We start from the raw sequence: 22253 nt of genomic DNA on the forward strand, positions 1-22253 counted from the left end.
GTGCTGTTCCGCAGCTCACACCGAACCAGTAGAGTGTGGCCATGGCCAAGCGAGAGACAGAAGTCTTCGTCATCTGGGACGAATCCTTCACGCAGTACAACTTCGGACCGACCCATCCGATGAACCCGCTGCGCCTCGACCTGACCGCCAAGCTGGCCACAGAATTCGGGCTCTTCGACCACCCGCGCATCCACATCTCCGGCGTCGGCGGCGTCGACGAGGACGCGCTCGCCGCCCTGCACACCCAGGACTTCATCGACGCGGTCAAACGCGCCGAGACGACCACGGACATCGACCCCGAGGATGCGCAGACCTTCGGCGTCGGCACCGAGGACGTGCCCCGCTTCGACAGGATCCACGAAGCCTCCGGGCGGATCTTCCAGGGCAGCCTCGAAGCCGCCCGCGCCATCACCTCGGGACGCTACGAACGCGCCGTGAACTTCTGCGGCGGGATGCACCATGCGATGCCGGGCAGGGCCGCCGGGTTCTGCATCTACAACGACCTCGCCGCCGCCATCCAGCACTTCCTCGACCACGGCTACGAGCGGGTCTGCTACATCGACCTCGACGCCCACCACGGCGACGGCACCGAGCGCTTCTACTGGGACGACCCGCGGGTCATGACGATCTCCGTGCACGAGAACGGCCGCTTCCTGTTCCCCGGCACCGGCTTCGCCAACGACATCGGCGGACTCGACGCCGCCGCCTCAGCGGTCAACATCGCCCTGCCCCCGCGCACCGACGACCACGACTGGCTGCGCGCCCTCGACGCCGTCGTCCCGGCCGTCATCCGCGAATTCGACCCGCAGGTCATCGTCAGCCAGCACGGCTGCGACGGCCACTCCGCCGACCCGCTCACCCACCTGCGGCTCAGCGTCGACGCGATGCGCGTGGCCACCCAGTGGGTGCGCGACCTCGCTGACGACTACGCTGACGGCAAGTGGCTGGCCACCGGCGGCGGCGGATACGCCCTTGTCGAAGTGGTGCCGCGCGCCTGGACGAACCTCGTCGCGATCGCCGCCGGAGCCGACATCGACCCCACCACCGCGCTGCCGGAGCGCTGGCGGACCTACGTCGAGGACGTCACCCGCATCACCGCCCCGCACATGATGACCGACGGCCACGACGGCACCTTCGACCCGTGGGCCAACGGCTACGATCCCGAATCCGACCTCGACCGCACGGTCATGTCGACGCGGAAGAACATCTTCCCCTTCTACGGCCTCGACGCCCACTTCGACTGACATCCGACCCGCCGCGCAGGCGGCCTCCTTGACTCGAGTGCGCAGTTTTGGAATAACTCCCGGCAACGATAGAATTGAGCGGTTACGTCTGACAGGCGAACGAACAGTGTTCGCCCCGATCGCCTACCCGTGAGGATTTATCTATGGGCTCAGTCATCAAGAAGCGCCGCAAGCGGATGTCGAAGAAGAAGCACCGGAAGCTTCTGCGCAAGACCCGCCACCAGCGCCGCAACAAGAAGTAAGCGGCTGCGTGCGTCCCCGTCGTTTCGAGCGGCGGGGTTTCGTGCTGATAAGGCCCCGGCACGCAGGCCGACAGCGAGGAGGATGACCGGATGAGCGTCGAGCTGACGTTCCTCACCCGCCCCGGATGCGGGCTGTGCGTCACCGCCATGGACGTCATCGAGGACACCCTCGGCGAGCACATCGCCGCAGGCGACGTCACGGTCACCGCCGTCGACATCGAAACCGACGCCGACCTCCTCGCCCAGCACGAATGGGACATCCCCGTCGTGCTGCTCAACGGCCGCAAGCACGCCAAGCACCGCATCGACGGGACCCGGCTCAAGCGCACCGTCGAGACACTGCTCGCCCGCGGCTGAGACCGCCGGCGGGCCACACACCATACGGCATCGTGACACAGACAGGGGGTGAGGTCGTTGGTGAGCACCGCTTCGCAATCCGGCGGCACCGGACTGACCTCCGTGCCCGCCCCGGTCGTCGCCCGCATGCCCGGCTACCTGCAGGCCCTTGACGAACTCGCCGCCGCCGGCCAGCAGACCGTCTCCAGCGAGGAGCTCGCCGGCCGCTGCTCCGTCGGCTCGGCGATCCTGCGCCGCGACCTGTCCCACCTCGACTTCGCCGGCCGCCGCGGCGTCGGCTACGACACCGCCGCCCTCGGTGCCGCGGTGCGCCGCTTCCTCGGCCTCGACCGCACCCGCCGCATCGCCATCGCCGGTGCCGGCCGCCTCGGCTCGGCGATCGCCGACTACGCCGCCGTGCGCTTCAGCGGATTCGAGCTGACCGCCGTGTTCGACACCGCGCCCGAGGTGGTGGGCGCCACCGTCGGCGCCGCCCCTGTCCTGCCGGTCGAGCAGCTGGCCTCAGTCACCGCTGAGACCGGCATCGAGATGCTCATCATCGCCGTGCCCGCCCCCGCCGCCCAGGCTGTCGCCGATGCCGCGGTCGCCGCCGGGATCACCGGGCTGCTGAACTTCGCCCCCACCCCGGTCACCGTGCCCGAGGACGTGCACGTGCGCCATGTCGACCTCGCCACCGAGCTGCGGGTCCTCGCCCACTACACCGCTCCGGCCCGACCGGCCGGAATCGACTCGACCGACCTCCGCAACACACGTCCTAGGGAGCATGCACTGTGACATTCCTCGTGCTCGGGATCTCACATCGGTCCGCACCGATGTCCGTCCTCGATGCCATCGCCCTCGACTCACACGGAGTCGAGGCATTGGCCTCCGGGGTGCGCGCCGGTGACTACGTCGACGGCGCCTGCGTGCTCTCGACCTGCAACCGGCTCGAGGTCATCGCCGACGCCTCGGCCTTCCACGGCGGCCTGGCCGACATCGGCTCCGCGCTCGTCGACGCCACCGGCCTGGACTGGACGCGACTGTCCGAGCACGTCTACGTCTACTACGACACCAAGGCCGTCGAACACCTCCTGACACTCGCCTGCGGCCTCGACTCGATGGCCGTCGGCGAAGCCCAGATCCTCGGCCAGCTGCGCAGCGCCTACGTGCACGCCCAGCAGGCCGGTCAGCTGACGAAGGAACTCGGCATCGTGCTGCAGCAGGCGCTGCGGGTCGGCAAGCGCGCCCACGCCGAAACCGAACTCGACTCCGTCTCCCAGTCCCTGCTCGACAAGGCGCTGACCTCCGCCGAGGCGCACATCGGCAGCCTGGAGCGCGCCCGCGCCCTCGTCGTCGGCGCCGGCGCGATGTCCGGACTGACCGTCGCGACCCTGCAGCGGGCCGGCGTCGCCCGCATCACCGTGATGAACCGGACGGTGGAGAAGGCCGAACGGCTCGTCGCCCCCGTCGGCGGCCGTGCCGTCGAGCTGACCGCCGACACGCTGACCGCCGAGATCGCTGATGCCGACCTCATCGTCTCCGTCACCGGGTCACGCGGCACCGTGCTCTCGCGCGAGGACATCATCACCGGCATGCAGGCCGACTTCGACCAGCAGCCCAACAAGTTCCTCGTCGACCTCGCCCTGCCGCATGACATCGACCCGAGCGTGCGCGAACTGCCCCACATCCGGCTCATCGGCCTCGCAGAGCTCTCAGAGATGTTCGCCGAATCCGATCTGCGCAGCCCCTCGGGCGTCGTCGAGATCGTCGCCGAAGTCCGCAGCATCATCCGCGATGAGCTCGCCGCCTACCGTGCCGAGCACAAGGCCCGCTCGGTCGCCCCGACCGTCACCGCGCTGCGCTCGCACGCCGAGACCACTGTGGCCGGCGAGTTCGAGCGACTGAGCCGCAAGATCGGCGCGAAGGTCGACGGTGAGGTCCTCGACGAGATCCGCACCGCCCTCAAGCGCACCGCCGACAAACTCGTCCACACCCCGACCGTGCGGGTCAAGCAGCTGTCCGTGCAGGACTCCGACGTCGACTATGCCGCAGCCCTGACCCAGCTCTTCGACCTGAGTGCTGCCTCCGGCCGCCGCACCGAGCCCCAGCGCATCGACCGCTCGAAGGTCTCCGTCACCGCCCCCGGTGTCGCCCCGGTCACCGCCCGGACCGACCATCACGTCGAGGCCGACGGGCTGCGCCCGGTCGCCGACCACACCCTCGACGTCGTCGAACCGGCCCACTACACCGGCCGCACCGTCAAGCTCGGCACCCGCCGCTCCCGCCTGGCCCGCTCCCAGTCGACAGCGGTCGCCCAGCAGATCGCCGCACAGACCGGCTGGCGGGTCGAGATCGTCGAGGTCGTCACCGAAGGCGACGTGAACATGAGCCCGCTGGCCGCAATGGGCGGCTCCGGGGTGTTCGTCTCCGCGGTGCGCACCGCCCTGCTGACCGGCAAGATCGACATCGCCGTGCACTCGCTCAAGGACCTGCCGACCGCCCCGGCCGCCGGCATCGACCTCGTCGCCGTGCCCCCGCGCGTCGACCCCTCCGATGTGCTCATCGCCCGCGACGGCATGACCCTGGCCGAACTGCCCGCCGGCGCCGTGCTCGGCACCGGCTCGCCCAGGCGCGCCGCCCAGCTGCGCGCCGCCCGGCCAGACATCGAGGTCCGCGGGGTGCGCGGCAACGTCGACACCCGCATCAAGCACGTCACCGACGGCCGCCTCGACGGCGTCGTCCTCGCTGCCGCCGGGGTCCGCCGCATCGGCCGGCTGGCCGAAGTCACCGATGTCCTCGACGCCGCCGTCATGCTCCCGGCCCCCGGCCCGGGCGCCCTGGCCGTCGAATGCCGGGCCGCCAACGCCGATGTCGGCGAGTTCGACACCGAGCTGCGCGCAGCCCTGACCGGCATCCACGACCCCGACACCGCCCTGGCCGTGCAGGCCGAACGCGCGATCCTCGCCCATGCCGAAGCCGGCTGCTCCGCCCCGATCGGCGCGCTCGCCGAGATCGACGGCAACGCGCTCACCCTCACCGGCGTGATGGCAGACGACACCGGCCGCCTGCAGCGGGCGACCCGCACCGCCGACCTCACCACCGCCTCGGGCGCGGATGACCGCCCGGTCATCGCCAAGGAGCTCGGCAGCGCGATCGCCGACGAGCTGCTCACCATCCTCGGTGTCGTCCCCGACACCGTCACCGGCGCCAACGCCCCGAGCGCGCACATCGACCCGCGCAGCGAACACGCCGCGGCAGCAGACCGGCAGTCCGTGAGCGAGGTGAGCCGATGAGCCGGGATTCCCGTCCCGAGGCGCAGCCAGCCGCCCGCCCGATCGTCCACTTCCTCGGCGCCGGCCCCGGCGACCCGGGTCTCATGACGTACAAGGGTGCTGAGCTGCTCGAGCGCGCCACCCTCGTCGTCTACGACGCCGGCGAACTCGACGACATCGTCGACGCCTACGTCCCGGCCTCAGCCACCCGGCTCGATTCGGCCGAACTCGGCTCGGCAGCGACCACCCGCGGCCGCAAGCTCGCCCAGCTGGCCCGCGAGCACACCCGGGTCGTGCGCATCGTCCCGCACGACGGCGTGCTGTTCTCCACCACCACCGATGAGGCCGCCGGCTGCAAGCGCAACGGCGTCGACTTCGAGATCGTGCCCGGCGTCGGGCTGACCTCGTCGATGTCGGCCTACACCGGCACCCCGATCACCACCAGCCGGGTGCGCTCGGTGCGCTTCATCGAGGCGAGCCCGCAGACCTACGTCGACGTCGCCCGCCACCGCAACACCGGCCACGTCATCACCGGCAGCGTCGACGAGGTCTCGGTGGCCATCGACAGCCTGCTCGGCGACGACTGGGATGCCGACACCCCGATCCTGCTCACGATCGAGGTCTCGACCCTCCAGCAGGTCTCCGTGGAGACGACGCTCGGGGATTCCGGCCGGCACCTGGCCAAGGCCGCCAGCCCCAACCAGCGGGTCGTCATGCTCATGGGCCAGGGGATCGACATGCGCAAGGAGCTGTCGTGGTTCGAGACCAAGCCGCTGTTCGGCTGGAAGGTGCTCATCCCGCGCACCCGCGAACAGGCCTCAGCCACCCAGGACCTGCTGGCCGAATACGGTGCCGAAGGCACCATCGTGCCGACGATCGCGATCCAGCCGCCGCGCACCCCCAACCAGATGGAGAAGGCGATCCGCGCGCTCGTCGAAGGCGACTACCAGTGGGTCGGCTTCACGTCTGTCAACGCCGTGGCCGTGGTGCGCAACTGGCTTGAGGACCTCGGTCTCGACGCCCGCTGCCTGGCCGGCGTCAAGGTCGCCGCGGTCGGCGACCAGACCGCGGCGAGCCTGCAGGAATGGGGTGTCATCCCCGACCTCGTGCCCTCTGGCGAGCAGTCCGCCCGCGGGATGCTCGAGGACTGGCCGCCGTTCGACGATGGCTACCACGCGATGAACCGGGTGCTGCTGCCGCGCGCCGACATCGCCGGTGAGGTGCTCGTCACCGGGCTGCGCGAGGAGGGCTGGGAGGTCGACGACGTCACTGCCTACCGCACCGTGCGCGCCGCCCCGCCGCCGGCCCCGGTGCGCGAGGCGATCAAGCGCGGTGACTTCGATGCGGTGCTCTTCACCTCCTCGTCGACCGTGCGCAACCTCGTCGGCATCGCCGGCAAGCCCTTCCACACCACCCTCGTCGCCTGCATCGGCCCGGCGACGGCACAGACCGCCACCGACCACGGCCTGCGCGTCGACGTCATGGCAGACGAGGCCAACCTCGGCTCCGTCGTCGCCGGACTCGTCGAGTACGCCCGCGACCGCCGCGAGGAGATGCTCGCCGCAGGCCGGACCCCGCTGCGCCCGTCGCAGACCCGCCGACGCAGCTCACGCCGCAAGAAGTGAGGATGCATATGACGCCACCCAACCCGTCCGCACACGCGACCGACCCCGCGACCGACCCCGCGACCGGCCGTGCGGCCGACTCCGCGGCCGCCCGCGCCATCGGGCTGGCCCCGGGCGCGATCCGCCCGCGCCGCCTGCGCACCACCCCGGCCCTGCGCCGGCTCGTCGCCGAACACCGCCTCGACCCCGCGCAGCTGATCCTGCCGATGTTCGTCAAGGAGACCCTCGACGCCCCGGCCGAACTGCAGGGCATGCCCGGCGTCGTCCAGCACACCCTCGACTCGCTCGTCACCGCGGCCCGGCAGGCCGCAGCCGCAGGAGTCGGCGGGATCATGCTCTTCGGCATCCCCGCCGAACGCGACCCCGAGGGCAGCCAGGGGTGTGCGCCTGAGGGGATCCTCAACCGCGCCATCACCGCCGTCGCCGAGGCAGTCGGAGACGAGACCGTCGTGATGGCCGATCTGTGCCTGGACGAGTTCACCTCCCACGGCCACTGCGGAGTGCTCGCCGACGACGGCAGCGTCGATAACGACGCGACCCTGGACCGCTACGCGCAGATGGCGCTCGCCCAGGCCCGCGCCGGCGCCCACGTGCTCGGACTGTCGGGCATGATGGACGGCCAGGTCGCTGCCGTGCGCGCCACCCTCGACGCCGCCGGCTTCACCGATGTCGTGGTGCTCGGCTACACCGCCAAATACTCCTCGGCCTTCTACGGGCCCTTCCGCGAAGCCGTCGAATCCCAGCTCGAAGGCGACCGCCGCACCTACCAGCAGGACCCGGCCAACGGCCGCGAGGCGATGCGCGAGCTCGAACTCGACCTCGCCGAAGGCGCTGACATCGTCATGGTCAAGCCCGGCCTGCCCTACCTCGACGTCCTCGCCCAGGTCGCCGAGGCCTCCCCGGTGCCGGTGTGGGCCTACCAGATCTCCGGCGAATACGCGATGGTCGAATTCGCCGCCCGGGCAGGGGCCATCGACCGGATGCCGGCGATCCTCGAAAGCCTCACCTGCTTCGTGCGCGCCGGCGCCGATGCGGTGCTCACCTACTGGGCGACCGAGGTCGCCGAGCACTTGAACGCCGCGGCCGCCGGCAGGGCGGGCAGGCGATGATGATGGAGCGCGACCGGGTGCGCGACAGCGAGCGGGTCCCGCACGTCTCACCGGTGACCGAGGCGCCGGATGAGCCGCGCTGGCTCAGCGAGGACCAGCAGGTCGCCTGGCGCAGCTTCCTCATCGCCCACCAGCTGCTCATGAGCCAGCTCGACAAGGAGCTGCGCCAGACCCACCGCATCGGGCTGCCCGAATACGAAGTCCTCGTCCACCTCTCCGAACAGGCGGGCCGCTGCATGCGCATGGCGCTGCTCGCCGACGATATGGGCATGAGCCGGTCCCGGCTGACCCACATCGTGTCCCGGATGGAGAAGCGCGGACTCGTCGAGCGCACCGCGATCGCCGAGGACGGCCGCGGCATCAACTGCTCCCTCACCGACGACGGCTGGACGCTGCTCAAGCGCTCGGCCCCGCTGCACGTCGAAGGGGTGCGCCAGCACCTCATCGACCTGCTCGATGACAGCGAGATCGAGACGATGCGCTCGATCTTCCTCAAAGTGAATTCCCATATGCGTGACGTACCGTAAGTGCCGCGTGCGCCCTGGCCAGCGGCCGGGCATCTGACTGTGACGAACTGCCGAAAAGGAGCTCCATGACCTCGCAGAACCTGACAGCCTCCCAGCAGCTCTTCGACCGGGCCCTGGCCGTCACCCCCGGTGGCGTCAACTCACCGGTCAGAGCCTTCGGAGCTGTCGGCGGTACCCCGCGCTTCATCGACTCGGCACAGGGTGCGACGCTGCGCGATGTCGACGGCAACGACTACATCGACCTGATCGGCTCCTGGGGGCCGATGATCCTCGGCCACGCCCACCCCCAGGTGCTCGCCGCCGTCACCGAGGCCGCGCAGAAGGGTTTCTCCTTCGGCACCCCGTCGGCCAACGAGGTGGCACTGGCTGAGGAGATCGTTGCGCGCGTCGAACCGGTCGACGAGGTCCGCCTCGTGTCCTCGGGCACCGAGGCGACGATGTCGGCGATCCGCCTGGCCCGCGGTTACACCGGCCGGGCGAAGGTCGTGAAGTTCGCCGGCTGCTACCACGGGCACGTCGACGCGCTGCTCGCCGCCGCCGGCTCCGGACTGGCGACCTTCTCCCTGCCCGACACCCCCGGCGTCACCGGCGCGAGCGCGGCCGACACGATCGTGCTGCCCTACAACGACCCAGACGCTCTGGCTGCGGCCTTCGCCGAACACGGCGCCGACATCGCCTGCGTCATCACCGAAGCCAGCCCCGGCAACATGGGCGTGGTGCCGCCGCGTGACGGCTTCACCCAGACGATCCGGTCGCTGACCCGCCAGCACGGTGCGCTCATGATCTCCGATGAGGTCATGACCGGCTTCCGCGTCTCGGCCGCCGGCTGGTACGGCTACGAATCGGCCACCGCCGGCTACCCGGAGGGCCCGGCCGACCTGTTCACCTTCGGCAAGGTGATGGGCGGCGGCTTCCCGGCTGCGGCCTTCGGTGGCCGCGCCGAGGTGATGCAGCACCTCGCCCCGGCAGGCCCGGTCTACCAGGCCGGCACGCTGTCGGGGAACCCGGTCGCCACCGCAGCCGGCGTCACCACCCTGAAGCTCACCACCGAACTCGATGTCTACACCCACCTCGAGCGCGCCGCCGACATCCTCCGCCCAGCCGTCAGCGAGGCGCTGACCGCTGCCGGTGTGCCGCACCGGATCCAGAGCGCGAACTCGATGTTCTCGGTGTTCTTCACCGACCAGGAGGTGCGCAGCTACGATGACGCCCGCGCCCAGGACTCCGCCGCCTACGGGGCGTTCTTCACCAGCATGCTCGCATCCGGCATCCACCTGCCTCCGAGCGCCTTCGAGGCCTGGTTCCTGTCACTGGCCCACACCGACGAGGTGCTCGAGCGGATCATCGCCGCTCTGCCCGCCGCCGCCTCGGCCGCGGCCAGCCACCGTGCAGGAGGGAAGGCATGAGTCAGGTGCGCATTCACCTCACCCGCCACGGTGAGGTCCACAACCCCGAAGGGCTGCTATACGGCCGGCTGCCCGGCTACGGGCTCTCGGCCTGCGGACACGAGATGGCCGGCCGGCTCGCCGAGCACTTCACCAGCCCGGACTTCGCCGTCGCGGCACTCGTGAGCTCGCCGCTGCAGCGCGCCCAGGAGACGATCGCCCCGCTGGCCGCCGCCCTGGAGATGACCCCGCGGATCGATGAGCGGGTCATCGAGGCCGCCAACAGCTTCGAGGGCATGGTCGTCGACCGCTCGCACCTGTCGCAGCCGGCCAACCTCGTGCGCCTGTACAACCCGCTGCGCCCCTCATGGGGTGAGCCGTACCGGCAGCAGGTGATGCGCATGCGCGCCGCGATCGCCAGCCTGCGCCGCCGGCTCGAACCCCTGGCCGCCGGCGACGGCGTGGCCGGGGGCAACGGCAGCGTCGACGGCGTCATCGTCTCCCACCAGCTGCCGATCTGGGTGACGCGCCGGGCCGCCGAGGGCAAGCGCCTGTGGCACGACCCGCGCGAACGCGAATGCGCCCTCGCCTCCGTCACCACCTTCACCTATGAGGCAGGAGAGCTCACCGGCATCGACTACACCGATGTGTGCGCTGACCTCCAGCCGGTCAAGGCGGTGCCCGGGGCATGAGCGACCAGCCCTTCGGCCGCCGACCGCTCAGCCGCCGCGGACTGCTGACGCTGGCCGCCTCGACCGCCGGGACGATCGTGCTCGCCGGCTGCGCGAGCGAGAACGACGAACTCGCCCAGCAGGCCGGTTCCGAACAGGGATACGTCTCCGGCTCCGGAGTCATCACCCAGGTCGCCCCCGGCGACCGAGGTGAGCCGCTCGACCTCGACTTCGAGACCCTCGACGGCCAGCAGCAGTCCCTGGCCGGGCTGCGCCCCAAACTCGTCGTCATCAACCTCTGGTACGCCGCCTGCCCGCCGTGCCGCAAGGAGGCCCCGGATCTCATCGAGGTCTCCGAGACGTTCGCTGACGACACCGTGTTCCTCGGCGTCAACGTCCGCGACCAGGCAGGGGCAGCCGAGGCGTTCATCAAGAACTTCGACGTGCCCTACCCGAACATGCTCGACACCGACGGTGCGATGGTCGCCCTGCTCTCGGACATCCTGCCGCCGCAGGCCACCCCGTCGACCGTCATCCTCGACGCCGAGGGCCGCGCGGCCGCCCGCGCCGTCGGCGCCGTCGACGCCTCGACGCTGAGCGGGATGATCGAAGACGTGCTCGGCGAATGACCGAAATCGGCAACACCTTCGCCCAGACGATCCTCGACGGGCCGCTGCTCATCGCCATGCTCGTCGCCGCGCTCGCCGGCGCGGTGTCGTTCGCCTCCCCGTGCGTGCTGCCGCTCGTGCCCGGCTACATCGGGTACGTCACCGGGCTGACCGGCACCACGATCGAGGAGAAGCGCACCTCCACGGTGCTCGGAGGAGTTGCGCTCTTCGTCCTCGGCTTCGCCGTGGTCTTCGTCGCCCTCGGCACCGCCTTCTCCGGGCTCGGCGCAGCAGCAGGGGAGTGGATCGGCCTGCTCACCCGGATCATGGGTGCGGTCGTCATCATCGCCGGCATCGTGTTCATGGGCGGCTTCGGCTGGCTGCAGCGCGACCGCCGGCTGCAGAAGAAGCCCAAGGCCGGGCTGTGGGGCGCACCCGTGCTCGGAGCGACCTTCGCGCTCGGCTGGGCGCCGTGCATCGGCCCGACCCTGGCCGCCGTGCTCGCCCTCTCCACCGGATTCGGTGCCGAAGGGCAGGTGTGGCGCGGCACGCTGCTGACCTTCGTCTACTGCCTGGGCCTCGGCATCCCGTTCCTCATCGTCGCCTTCCTGCTCCACCGCGGCGCCGGCCGGCTGGCCTGGGTGCGCGAACACCAGCAGACGATCGTGCGGATCGGGGGGATCATGCTCATCCTGCTCGGCCTGCTGCTCGTCACCGGTGTGTGGAACGCCTGGATCCAGCAGCTGCAGGGCACCATCGGCGACTTCGACCTGCTGATCTGACGGCCCCGACCATCTGCCACACTTGACGAGGATATGAGTACGAAGACCGCGAAACCCGCCCCGCCCGACATCGGCGCACTCGGCATGCTGCGCTGGGCCTGGCGGCAGCTGACGACGATGCGCACCGCACTCATCCTGCTGCTCATCCTCGCCCTGGCCTCGATCCCCGGATCCCTGCTGCCCCAGCGCATCCAGGACCCCGCCCAGGTCACCCAGTACATCGAGGACAACCCGCGGATCGGCCCGTTCCTCGACGCCGTGCAGCTCTTCGACGTCTACGCCTCCGTGTGGTTCGCTGCGATCTACATCCTGCTCATGGTCTCGCTCGTCGGCTGTGTGCTGCCGCGCAGCAAGCAGCACTACAAGGCGATGCGCCAGGCCCCGCCGCCGGCGCCGCGGCGGCTGTCCCGGATGCCCGGCTACCAGGCCTTCACCGCCTCGGGTACGGCCGAGGACATGCTCACCGCCGCCGAGGCGCGGCTGAAGAAGCTCGGCTACCGCACCACCCGGCGCGGGGACGCAGTCTCAGCTGAGCGCGGCTACCTACGCGAGACCGGCAACCTGCTCTTCCACATCTGCCTGCTCGGGGTCACCGTCACGATGGCGATCGGCGCGCTCATCGGCTACTCCGGCCAGCGCATCCTCGTCGAAGGCGACACCTTCACCAACTCGCTCGTCGCCTACGACTCCTTCGAACCCGGCTCCTACTTCTCCGCCGACCGGCTCGACGACTACCGGCTGCGGCTCAACAGCTTCGACGCCAGCTTCGACGACACCGCAGCCGGGAATCAGTTCGGCCAGCCGCGCGCGTTCAACGCCGACGTCACCACCATCCAGGATGGCCAGGAGACCGACCACAGCCTGCGGGTCAACGAACCGATCCGGATCGACGGTTCGCGCGTCTACCTCACCGGCAACGGCTACGCCCCGGTCATCACCGTGCGCGACGGCGAGGGCAACGTCACCTACTCCGGGCCGGTCGTGTTCCTGCCGCAGGACGGCGTCTACACCTCCCGCGGCGTCGTCAAGGTCCCCGACGCCAGCCCCGACCAGCTCGGCTTCATCGGCATCCTGCTGCCGACCGCCTCACAGAACGAGAAGGGCGAACTCGTCTCCCAGTTCGCCGAGCTGCGAAATCCCTACCTCGTGATGAACGTCTTCGCCGGCGACCTCGGCCTCGATGCCGGCGTCGCCCAGTCGGTCTACGAACTCGACACCGACAACCTCGACCAGCTCGCCGGGCCTGATGGGCAGCCGCTGCAGCTGTACCTCAAGCCCGGGGAGACCACCGAGCTGCCCGATGGGCTCGGCAGCGTCGAACTTGAAGAGATCAAACGCTACGTCGCCCTCGACATCCGCCACGACCCCACCCAGGGGATCATGCTCGCCTTCACCATCTTCCTGCTCGCCGGCCTCGGACTCTCCCTGTTCGTGCCGCGCCGGCGCATGTGGGTCCGCGCCGCCGACACCGACGACGGCGTCGCCACCGAGGTCGCCTCCCTGGCCCGAGGAGAGGACCCGCGCGTGGTGCAGGCGGCTGAGAGCCTTGCAGTAGAATTGAACAACTCACCCAGTCGAAAGGCATGACCTCCATGGACGTCAACGTCACGCTTGCGACGTGGTCGAACCTGCTCGTCTACTCGGCGATGGCCGTGTACGCGATCGCCTTCCTGCTCTACTCCAGCGACCTGTTCGCAGGCCGCACCCTGGCCAGCAGCGGAAAGCAGACCGCATCCGGCAGGGTCGCCGCGAAGACGAACGCGAAGGCCAGTGCGAAGGCGAGCGCGAAAGCCGGAACGCCGGTGCGCACCTCACGCAACGGCTCCGTCGCCGTCCTCGACCGCGAGGACGACGCCGAGACCAGCGGCACGCGGACCGACGGCACGGAGACCGGCAGGACGGGGACGGGCGGGCCCGGTGAGGCGGCGACCACCGCCTCGGGCACGGCCGGACGCCGCACCACCGCCCGGATGGCGACCGCACTGACGGTGCTCGCCGCCGGCCTGCACGTGGCCGCCGTGCTCACCCGCGCGCTGTCGGTGACTCGGGTGCCGTGGGGCAATATGATGGAGTACGCGCTCACCGCCTCGGCACTCGCCGTGCTCGTCTACATCGTCGTGCTGTACTTCGCCGACATCCGCTACCTCGGCACCTTCGTCGCCGGTGGCGCGCTTGTGACTCTGGGTCTGTGCATCACCGTCTTCTACACTCCGGCCGCACAGCTTGTGCCGGCGCTGCAGTCGTACTGGATCTGGATCCACGTGCCGATCGCGATCCTCTCGACCGCGCTGCTGAGCGTCTCAGCGATCCTGGCGGTCTTCCAGATCCTCAAGGCCCGCACTGAGCAGAAGGACACTGTCACCGGGCTGGGCCGGATGTTCAACCGCGTGCCTGCCAGCGATGTCGTCGAGCAGCTGTCCTACCGGATCGCTGCGGTCGGGTTCGTCACATGGACCTTCACCGTCATCGCCGGTGCGATCTGGGCTGAGGTCGCCTGGGGCCGGCCGTGGGGCTGGGACGCCAAGGAGATCTGGTCATTCGTCGTCTGGGTCGTCTATGCTGCCTACCTCCACGCACGCGCGACCCGCGGCTGGTCGGCCACCCAGGTGGCGGTGCTCAACATCGTCGGCTTCTCCAGCCTCATCTTCAACTTCGCCATCGTCAACGTCTACTTCGACGGCCTGCACTCCTACTCCGGGCTGTGAGCGTGGCGTGAGCTGAATGCAGATGATCCGCAGGACCGTACGGTCCTGCGGATCATTTTCTTGTGGCTGATGAGTTCTTGCGGCTATGAGCGGCCGTTGGCGGAGTTGGCGCCGTTCTCGCCGCTCTCCGGGCGATCATCCTGGGTGTCGCGTGCCGCCTGCTCCTCGCGTTCGCGTTCGGCCAGCCAGCGCTCGAACTGCTCGTGCGGGCTCAGCTCCTCAGCAGCGGCCTCCGGCTCGGCTGCCGGTTCGGACGCCGGTCCGGTCGCCGGTTCGTCAGTGGGCTCGGGTGTCGCCGGTGCATTGATGCCCTCCTGCGGCTGGGCCCGGGTGCCGTGCGATGCGGCAGTGCTGCCGGTGGACTTGCGGCGGCGCTCGAGCTCTTCGCGGCGCTTGCGGCGCTCGGCCTGTTCGACCTCATCGGCGATCTTCTGCAGGTAGTCCGGATCATCATCCGGGGCGACCGGGCCGGCCGAGCGGCGCTGGCCGAAGCTGGAGCGGCCGAACAGGAACCACAGCAGCAGCCCGAAGACCGGGACGAAGAGGATGACGAGCAGCCAACCCCATTTGGGCAGGACTCGAATGTGGGCGCGGTCGCGGACGACGCAGTCGAAGAAGCTGTACAGCGTGACAGCGACGAGAATCAGTGCGGCGGCTACCAGAATCCTTGTCATATTGCCTATCAGGATAGTCGATCGGCGCAGGCGGACGGAAACGCGCCAGCGTCTCAGATGCGGCCTCCCAGCGCGGACTCAGGTGCGCCTCCCACGTTCGGGACGGACAGCCGGCACCGGTACACTGGTGGGCATCATGCGTGACTATCTGATGTACCTCCTCGCCCGCCTCGCTGTGCTCATGGGCACGATCGTCGTCGTCTGGTGGATCGCAGGCCCCGGCCTCATCTCGACGATCGCGGCGATCATCATCTCCGCCCTCATCAGCTATCTGACGCTCAGGCCGCTGCGCGATTCGGCGACCGGTTCGCTCATCGCCTGGCAGGAGCGCCGCCGGGCCCGCAGCGGGAAGGTCAAGGCACGCACCGTGAAAAAGGGCAGCGACGAGGACCTGGAGGACCGGGAACTCGACCGCTGAGATCCTGACCGCTGACGTCTGCGGGCCTACAGTGCCAGGCCGAGCGCCAGCAGCGCGGCATAGGCCAGTGCCGCGAGCCCCGTGTGCTTGATCGGCGGGATGAGTGCTGTGCCCTCCGAACCGGAGAGCACCACTTGCAGCGGTGAGATCGTGAGCACTAGCGACAGCGCCGCCAGCACCGCAGCCGGATGCCCGGTGAGAATCGGCACGAGCAGCAGCGCATACGGGATGAACACGAGCAGCGTATAGGCCAGCCGCGCCCGCTTCTCACCCAGCAGCACCGCCAAAGTCAGTTTGTCGGCCTGCCGGTCGGTGGGGATGTCGCGCAGGTTGTTGACCATGAGCACCGCACAGGCGAACAGCCCGATCGCGACCGCACCGGCGATCGCGGCCGCTGAGATCGTCGAGACGAGCGCATAGGTCGTTCCGAGCGTGGCGACGAGGCCGAAGAAGATGAAGACGAACAGCTCGCCCATCGCCCGGTAGCCGTAGGGCTTCGAACCGCCGGTGTAGAACCAGGCCGCCCAGATCGCGGCGGCACCGACCGGGATGAGCCACCACGCCTGGGAGATGATGACGAGGATCGCACCGGCGGCCACAGCGACACCGAAGCTGATGAATGCCGCCCGCTTCACCGCCTCGGGCGGGGCCGCCCCGGAGGCGGTCAGCCGCAGCGGCCCGACCCGCACGTCATCGGTGCCGCGCACGCCGTCGGAGTAGTCATTGGCGTAATTCGACCCGATCTGCAGGGCCAGGGACACGACGAGTGCGAGCGCCGCTTTGAGCAGCAGGAACGACAGTGAGACATCGGGGTTCGGGGCGTCGAGCACGCTGCCGATGACGAGGGCCGACAGTCCGCCGAGCACGCCGAGCGCGGCTCCGGTTCCCAGCAGCACGGGGGCGACAGCCAGCGGCAGGGTGCGCAGCCGAGCTCCCTCGACCCACTGCTGGAAGGTTGCCATCGGAGTCCTCAATGTCATTCAGATCATGCCATGGTCAGTGCGCTGGCCAGCAGTTTCGCCAGCCTGCAGACCAGTCTAGTCTGCCACTGCGACAGGCCGTTTCCCAACGCGGCGCATCACAACTCGGTTGCAGTCAGGGGCACTCGGCCAGCCCGAGACGCTCAACCAGCTGGCGGCGCAGGGCACGCCTGTCCGGTTTGCCCAGACCGGTGGCCGGCAGCGCATCGAGCTCGACCGCATAGACCGGCCGGTGCAGGCCCGGCAAGTCCGGCACCGAGTCAGTGAGCCGGTCGGCGAGCGCACGTGCGGCGGCGACGGGGTCGCTGTCAGTCGTGCCGGGGCGGTCGGTGACGATCGCGCAGGCGAGCACCTCACCCCATTCGGCATCCGGCACCCCGGTGACGAGCACCTCGCGGACGCCAGTGGTTTCGAGGGCGGCAAGCAGCGTGTTCTCGACGGTCAGCGGGCTGATGTTCTCCCCGCCGGAGATGACGACGTCATCAGCCCGGCCGAGGACGCTCAATACCCCGTCGGTGATCGTCCCCAGATCGCTGGTGACGAACCGGCGGGTCCCGTCGTCACCGGTGGTGAACCCGCTGCCGGTGACCGCCTCGGGATCGGGGAGTGCGCGCAGCCGGCCGCTGGTGACATCGACGTAGCCGTCGGCGAGCACAGCGCCGGAAAGCACCACCCGGCCGGCGTCGTTGATGCTGACGTCGACGTCTGCGAAGGGGATTCCGTCGTAGACGCAGCCCCCGCACGTCTCGCTCATCCCGTAGGTGCGCACGATGTTCAGGCCAGCTGATGCAGCGCGGGTGAGCAGGCCGGGGGAGATCGCCGCCCCGCCGAGCAGGATCGCGTCGAAGGCGCGCGCGAGCTCAGCGGCGACCGGGTCGGCCATGATGCGGGTGAGCTGGGTGGGCACGAGCGCAGTGTAGAGCGGGCCGGCCGGGCCGGAGGAGGCGATCATGTGCAGGGCCGCCTCCTGCAGTGCCATGACATCGGCGGTGAAGGACTGCGCGGTGAACGGCCCGCGGGCAGCGAACGGCACCGTCTGGGCCTGCAGCGAGCGCAGCACCACCTGGGCGCCGGCGATGTGGTTGACCGGCAGGGTCAGGTACCAGCGGCCGGGCCCGCCGAGGATCGCCTCGGTCGCCGTCGCCGAGGCGGTGAGCGCCTGAGCGGAGAGCGCCACCCCTTTGGCCGGTCCGGTGGTGCCCGAGGTGTGCACGACGAGGGCTGGGGGTCTGCGGCCGGTGCCGGCGTCGTCGTAGCGGTGCGGGTCGATGACCGAGACCTGACCGTCGCGGGTGGGCGGCAGCACGACGGTGTGTGCGCCGGCCCTCGCCCGGCGCAGCAGTTCGGCGAGTTCGGTGTGGTCCATCGAGCGGGCCCTCACCGGCTCAGTAGTACCAGGGGAACGGCGACCAGTCCGGGTCGCGCTTCTCCAAGAACGCATCCCGGCCCTCGACGGCCTCATCGGTCATGTAGCCCAGGCGGGTGGCCTCACCGGCGAAGACCTGCTGGCCGACGAGCCCGTCGTCGACGAGGTTGAAGGCGAACTTCAGCATCCGCTGGGCATTCGGGGACTTGCCGAGGATCTCCCGTGCCATCGTCAGGGCTGCGGATTCGAGCTCGGCGTGGTCGACGACCTCGTTGACGGCACCCATATCGGCCATCTCCTGGGCAGAGTAGGTGCGGCCGAGGAAGAAGATCTCCCGGGCCCGCTTCTGCCCGACCATCTTCGCCAGATACGCCGAGCCGTAGCCGGCATCATAGGAGCCGACATCGGCGTCGGTCTGCTTGAACTTCGCATGCTCACGCGAGGCGATCGTCATATCGCACACGACGTGCAGGCTGTGCCCACCACCGGCCGCCCAGCCGGGGACGACGGCGATGACGATCTTGGGCATCGTGCGGATGAGCCGCTGGACTTCGAGGATGTGCAGCCGGCCGGCACGTGCCGGGTCGACGGTCTCGGCGGTCTCACCGTCGGCGTACTGGTAGCCGGAGCGGCCGCGGATGCGCTGGTCGCCGCCGGAGCAGAACGCCCAGCCGCCGTCCTTCTCGCTCGGGCCGTTGCCGGTCAGCAGCACACAGCCGACATCGGGAGTCTGCCGGGCGTGGTCGAGCGCGCGATACAGCTCATCGACGGTGTGCGGGCGGAAGGCGTTGCGCACCTCCGGCCGGTCGAAGGCGATGCGCACACAGCCGATGTCAGTACCGTCGGCGTCGATGGCCCGGTGGTAGGTGATGTCGGTGAAGTCGAAGCCGGCGACCGCGCGCCAGCGGCTGGGGTCGAAGATCTCAGAGACAGGCATGCCTGCAAGTTTAGCTGTCGGCATGAGGCCGGCCAGCGGCGTGTCAGGCCGGTACTTCAACGCCCGGCTGCGGCGCGTCGTCGCGTTGGATCTGCCGCAGCCGCAGGAGAAGCCACTGCTGGGAGACCAGGACGGCAGCGGTGGAGAGCCCGTATACGAAGGCGGCGTCGACGACTGTTGCCGTGACCGTCAGATACGCGAAATACGCTGCAGCGATTGCTGGTCCGACCCTTCCGATTGTCACAGCGCGGCTCAGCGAATCAGGGGATTGAGTGGAGAACCCCACGGGCCGGAAGCCCTGCCGAGCACGCACCCAGAGCGCTGCTGCAGGTACGCCGAAACTCAGAGCGACGGTCGCGAGGAAGTGCCCGGCAAAAACCGGAGAGCCGAACGCGTAGCTGTCGGCACAGCTCGTGAGCATGACGGCGAGCCAGAACAGCAGCGACGGCTGGGTGACGGCTGTGGGCGAGGACAGGTTCTTCATGTCGGCTTCTCTCTGCTTACAGTGGATGCGCGGGAATCCGGCTGCCATATGACAGCGCAGGTTGCCGCGATTCGTATTCACGGTTCCAGAGAGAGTTCACCGCTGCAATTGCACCTTTGTCGTAGCGGTACGTCGGAGGAGGAGGTGCGCGACATGATCCCAGACTGGCTGGCCGAGCTCGTCACCGGCACCGACGACCTCGATGCGCTGCTGCCTCAGCGCCGCGTCGTCGAACTGCCGATGATCACCCGCTTCCGCGGCATCACCTCCCGGCAGGCGGTCGTCTTCCGTGGGCCAGCAGGATGGTCGGAGTTCTCACCTTTCCTCGAATACGCCGCGCCCGAGGCGGCACGCTGGCTGGCCGGTGCGCTCGAGTTCGGCCACCGGCCGGCTCCCGAACCGCTGCGTGATGCCGTCCCGCTCAACGGCACCATCCCCGACTGCTCACCAGACGCAGTGCCGGGTCTCATCGCCCGCTATCCGGGTGCCGGCACCTTCAAGATCAAGATCGCAGCCGGCGGAATCGCGAACCTGGACACTGATCTCGCGCGCATCCGCGCTGTGCGCGCCCACGCCCCGGCAGCCCGGCTGCGCTTCGACGCCAACGCCGGCTACCCGCTCGCCGCTGCCCAGCAGCTGTGCGTGGCCGTCGCCGCGCTTCCCGAGGCGGCCGACTGGCTGGAGTACATCGAACAGCCCGTCGCTGCGGTCGAGGACCTCGCCCGGCTGCGGGAGTGGATCGCCGACCGTGGGCTGCCCATCCGCATTGCTGCTGATGAATCGATCCGCAAGGCCGAGGACCCGTACCGGGTGGCAGCCCTCGGCGCGGCGGATGTCGTCATCGTCAAAGCCCAGCCGCTCGGCGGCGCCCAGCATGCCGCAGACGTCGTCACCGGCTGCGGGCTGCCCGCTGTCGTGTCATCAGCTCTGGAGACCGGGATCGGTCTCCGGGCAGGAGCATTGCTGGCCGCCAGTCTGCCGGTCGATGCTGCCGCCGAGGCGATCTTCGCCGGCCCGCCCGCCTGCGGGCTCGGCACGGGAGCACTCTTCACCACCGACATCATCGCGGGCGACACTCACCGCGATGGAGACGACCACCTCGGCGGCGGGCTGCTGTCCGCCTGGCGCGCCGAACCGGACCCAGAGCTTCTCGCCGCCCACACGGCAGACGCCGAGACCCACGCCTGGTGGGACGCCCGGGTCCGTGACTGTCTGTCGGAGCTGCGCCGGCAGGTGTGAGGCCGCAGCCTCCCGGACACCGGCATGCACCACACGGCATATGCACAACCTGCCGCGCGCGCCTAGGATCGCTGCATGGACGCCGTCTTCGATCCCGCACCGCATGCCGCGCTCGCCCGGCTCACCGCAGAGCAGACCGCCCGTCTTGCCACCCTCGACCCGGCCTGGGCGCCCTTGGATGTACCGCAGCCTGAGCCCGGCGACACGATCGTCGGTGCCGGTTCTGGCGCTGCCATGCCCGAGGCACCGGTCGCCCTGGCCATCGTCCGCACCCGCGTCTCCGGGCTCGACACTCCAGCCGCCGTGTGGGGCACCCGGGTGGCGCACACGATTCAGCTGCGCGTCGGCAGCGGTGCCGATGCTGGTGGGATCGCTGCGGTGCTCGCCGCTGCGGTCGCCGAGGCGCGGGCCCGGGACGCTCAGACGGCTCGCGGTGCTGGCAGCCGGTTCGGCGACGGAGAGACGATCGATGATGCGGACCGGTCGATCCAGGTTTCGATTCCCGCTCGCGAGGCGGTGATCGCACAAGCGTTGGCGGCGACCGGATTCCGCCTCGACTCCGTCGACGGACTACGGACACTCGACCGCGACGCTCCCGAGGTGCCGGCTGGGGATCTGCCGTTCACCGCGCCGGAGGAGGCTGATGAGGATGCGCTGACAGCGGGGATGATGAAGCTGCAGGCCTTCGATGCTGCGTTCATGTCCAACCTGTTGCGCGAGAACACCGAGGCGGCCATGCGCCAGTATGCGCGCGAGGCGATCGCAGCCGGCCCCGGCTGGTCGGCGATCGTGCGCGGTCGAAAGCCGGGCGCCATCGATGCCTACCTCACCATCACCCCACCGGAGGAGTCCGCCTGGGCGGCTTCCGGGCTCAGGGTGGGGACAAGCGCCTATGTCGGTTTCGCCTGGACCGAACCGCACCTGCGCGGCACCGGACTGGCCAGCCGAATGCTCGCTGCAGGCGAAGCTCACGCCCGGGCACAGGGGGTGGAGGCGCTGCTCATCGGTTATGCGGCACAGAATCCGCTCTCGGGCCCCTTATGGAATCGGCGCGGCTTCCGCCCGGTCCGCGCGCACTGGCTGCTGCGCCCGTAACCGTCGCCCGGTCTCAAACCGGGATCCGTCACCGAGGTGCTGCAGCCGGCGGTGCTCCGTGGTCGACGGCCGCCGGGTCGTCAGGGGTCGTTGGGCTGTCATGGGCCGTTGGGTCGTCATCAGGCTCATCGCTGTGTGTGCTGCGTTCGATGCGCCGCAGACGGTAGTACAGCCACTGCTGGGAGACAGCGATGAGGATCGTACATGCCCCGTAGAGCAGCGTGACTTCGATCTGCTGGGCGGCCTTCGCCAGGTACGCGAAGTAGAAGAAGACGGCAAGCGGACCGGCAAAACCGATGGTCCTGGCGCGCTGCAGCGTGGCGGGCTGCTTTGGGTTGTAGCCGACCGGCATGAAGCCGCTCGCTGCACGCCACCACAGTGCTGCTGCAGGGACGATGAACGCGATCAGCAGGCCGAGGGCGAAGACACCGAGGTGATGGAATCCTGAGCTGCCGACTTTGTAGAACTCCCCGCAGGCAGCGAGCAGGATCGTGAGCCAGAACAGCCGAGACGGGTTGGCTACCGAGAGCGGGGATGCAGACATGAGGGCTTCT

23 protein-coding genes are annotated in these 22253 nt (G+C 69.6%); 17 read left to right on the forward strand and 6 right to left on the reverse strand.

From position 1 onward, the window contains the following. The first annotated feature begins 41 nt into the window (after window positions 1-41). The 14 genes from H9634_RS00155 (at window position 42) to ccsB (ending at window position 14506) form a co-directional block, all read left to right on the forward strand. Window positions 42-1244, forward strand: coding sequence for an acetoin utilization protein AcuC (locus tag H9634_RS00155; RefSeq protein WP_191724857.1), 1203 nt, complete (start codon window positions 42-44; stop codon window positions 1242-1244). A gap of 143 nt (window positions 1245-1387) precedes the next feature. Beyond that, window positions 1388-1486, forward strand: coding sequence for a 30S ribosomal protein bS22 (locus H9634_RS00160; protein ID WP_005504750.1), 99 nt, complete (start codon window positions 1388-1390; stop codon window positions 1484-1486). Window positions 1487-1576: 90 nt separating this feature from the next. Continuing rightward, complete coding sequence (locus H9634_RS00165) at window positions 1577-1843, forward strand: glutaredoxin family protein (RefSeq protein ID WP_191724858.1); 267 nt, start codon at window positions 1577-1579, stop codon at window positions 1841-1843. 60 nt (window positions 1844-1903) lie between these two features. Further along, window positions 1904-2617, forward strand: a complete 714-nt coding sequence (locus H9634_RS00170) for a redox-sensing transcriptional repressor Rex (RefSeq protein ID WP_318244949.1) — start codon at window positions 1904-1906, stop codon at window positions 2615-2617. Then, window positions 2614-5115 (forward strand): glutamyl-tRNA reductase, encoded by a 2502-nt coding sequence (hemA, locus tag H9634_RS14825; protein WP_191724859.1) that lies wholly within the window; start codon window positions 2614-2616, stop codon window positions 5113-5115. The genes H9634_RS00170 and hemA overlap by 4 nt, the downstream gene beginning before the upstream one ends. Continuing rightward, entirely contained in the window at window positions 5112-6719 is a 1608-nt protein-coding gene (locus H9634_RS00180; protein WP_191724860.1) for a bifunctional uroporphyrinogen-III C-methyltransferase/uroporphyrinogen-III synthase, read from the forward strand. Before hemA ends, H9634_RS00180 begins: the two co-directional genes overlap by 4 nt. 8 nt (window positions 6720-6727) lie before the next feature. Beyond that, window positions 6728-7828, forward strand: coding sequence for a porphobilinogen synthase (hemB, locus tag H9634_RS00185; RefSeq protein WP_191724861.1), 1101 nt, complete (start codon window positions 6728-6730; stop codon window positions 7826-7828). After that, a complete protein-coding gene (locus H9634_RS00190; RefSeq protein ID WP_225210434.1) occupies window positions 7825-8355 on the forward strand; it encodes a MarR family winged helix-turn-helix transcriptional regulator in 531 nt (176 codons plus the stop codon). The genes hemB and H9634_RS00190 overlap by 4 nt, the downstream gene beginning before the upstream one ends. A 65-nt stretch (window positions 8356-8420) precedes the next feature. Continuing rightward, complete coding sequence (gene hemL / locus H9634_RS00195; RefSeq protein WP_191724862.1) at window positions 8421-9761, forward strand: glutamate-1-semialdehyde 2,1-aminomutase; 1341 nt, start codon at window positions 8421-8423, stop codon at window positions 9759-9761. Further along, window positions 9758-10432 (forward strand): histidine phosphatase family protein, encoded by a 675-nt coding sequence (locus tag H9634_RS00200; RefSeq protein ID WP_191724863.1) that lies wholly within the window; start codon window positions 9758-9760, stop codon window positions 10430-10432. The genes hemL and H9634_RS00200 overlap by 4 nt, the downstream gene beginning before the upstream one ends. Then, the gene (locus H9634_RS00205) at window positions 10429-11040 is read left to right on the forward strand and encodes a TlpA family protein disulfide reductase (protein WP_191724864.1); all 612 of its coding nucleotides are present in this window, start codon (window positions 10429-10431) and stop codon (window positions 11038-11040) included. Before H9634_RS00200 ends, H9634_RS00205 begins: the two co-directional genes overlap by 4 nt. Further along, window positions 11037-11801, forward strand: coding sequence for a cytochrome c biogenesis CcdA family protein (locus H9634_RS00210; RefSeq protein WP_191724865.1), 765 nt, complete (start codon window positions 11037-11039; stop codon window positions 11799-11801). Before H9634_RS00205 ends, H9634_RS00210 begins: the two co-directional genes overlap by 4 nt. A gap of 33 nt (window positions 11802-11834) precedes the next feature. Beyond that, window positions 11835-13388, forward strand: a complete 1554-nt coding sequence (gene resB / locus H9634_RS00215; protein ID WP_225210435.1) for a cytochrome c biogenesis protein ResB — start codon at window positions 11835-11837, stop codon at window positions 13386-13388. Further along, window positions 13385-14506, forward strand: a complete 1122-nt coding sequence (gene ccsB / locus H9634_RS00220; protein ID WP_225210436.1) for a c-type cytochrome biogenesis protein CcsB — start codon at window positions 13385-13387, stop codon at window positions 14504-14506. Before resB ends, ccsB begins: the two co-directional genes overlap by 4 nt. An 83-nt stretch (window positions 14507-14589) precedes the next feature. Here the strand turns inward: ccsB and H9634_RS00225 are convergent, their stop codons facing one another. Then, entirely contained in the window at window positions 14590-15180 is a 591-nt protein-coding gene (locus H9634_RS00225; RefSeq protein ID WP_191724866.1) for a PLD nuclease N-terminal domain-containing protein, read from the reverse strand. Between the two features lie 136 nt (window positions 15181-15316). Between H9634_RS00225 and H9634_RS00230 the strand changes: the two genes are divergently transcribed. Continuing rightward, on the forward strand, window positions 15317-15598 hold the full coding sequence (locus H9634_RS00230) for a DUF4229 domain-containing protein (protein ID WP_175293086.1): 282 nt from the start codon (window positions 15317-15319) through the stop codon (window positions 15596-15598). A gap of 26 nt (window positions 15599-15624) precedes the next feature. Here H9634_RS00230 and H9634_RS00235 read toward each other — a convergent pair whose 3' ends face one another. The 4 genes from H9634_RS00235 to H9634_RS00250 all read right to left on the reverse strand — a co-directional run bounded on the left by H9634_RS00235 (window position 15625) and on the right by H9634_RS00250 (window position 19365). Next, complete coding sequence (locus H9634_RS00235) at window positions 15625-16560, reverse strand: 1,4-dihydroxy-2-naphthoate polyprenyltransferase (protein WP_191724867.1); 936 nt, start codon at window positions 16558-16560, stop codon at window positions 15625-15627. Between the two features lie 133 nt (window positions 16561-16693). Continuing rightward, window positions 16694-17944 (reverse strand): AMP-binding protein, encoded by a 1251-nt coding sequence (locus tag H9634_RS00240; protein ID WP_191724868.1) that lies wholly within the window; start codon window positions 17942-17944, stop codon window positions 16694-16696. Window positions 17945-17963: 19 nt separating this feature from the next. Continuing rightward, window positions 17964-18881 (reverse strand): 1,4-dihydroxy-2-naphthoyl-CoA synthase, encoded by a 918-nt coding sequence (locus H9634_RS00245; RefSeq protein WP_191724869.1) that lies wholly within the window; start codon window positions 18879-18881, stop codon window positions 17964-17966. A 43-nt stretch (window positions 18882-18924) separates the two neighbouring features. Beyond that, the gene (locus H9634_RS00250) at window positions 18925-19365 is read right to left on the reverse strand and encodes a hypothetical protein (RefSeq protein ID WP_191724870.1); all 441 of its coding nucleotides are present in this window, start codon (window positions 19363-19365) and stop codon (window positions 18925-18927) included. Between the two features lie 153 nt (window positions 19366-19518). Here H9634_RS00250 and H9634_RS00255 point away from each other — a divergent pair, with 153 nt between their 5' ends. Beyond that, on the forward strand, window positions 19519-20604 hold the full coding sequence (locus tag H9634_RS00255) for an o-succinylbenzoate synthase (RefSeq protein WP_191724871.1): 1086 nt from the start codon (window positions 19519-19521) through the stop codon (window positions 20602-20604). 75 nt (window positions 20605-20679) lie between these two features. Continuing rightward, window positions 20680-21699, forward strand: coding sequence for a GNAT family N-acetyltransferase (locus H9634_RS00260; RefSeq protein WP_191724872.1), 1020 nt, complete (start codon window positions 20680-20682; stop codon window positions 21697-21699). A gap of 28 nt (window positions 21700-21727) precedes the next feature. Here the strand turns inward: H9634_RS00260 and H9634_RS00265 are convergent, their stop codons facing one another. Beyond that, window positions 21728-22243 (reverse strand): hypothetical protein, encoded by a 516-nt coding sequence (locus tag H9634_RS00265; protein ID WP_191724873.1) that lies wholly within the window; start codon window positions 22241-22243, stop codon window positions 21728-21730. Window positions 22244-22253: the final 10 nt, after the last annotated feature.

The sequence above is a fragment of the Brevibacterium gallinarum genome (assembly GCF_014836885.1).
Lineage (GTDB): Bacteria > Actinomycetota > Actinomycetes > Actinomycetales > Brevibacteriaceae > Brevibacterium > Brevibacterium gallinarum.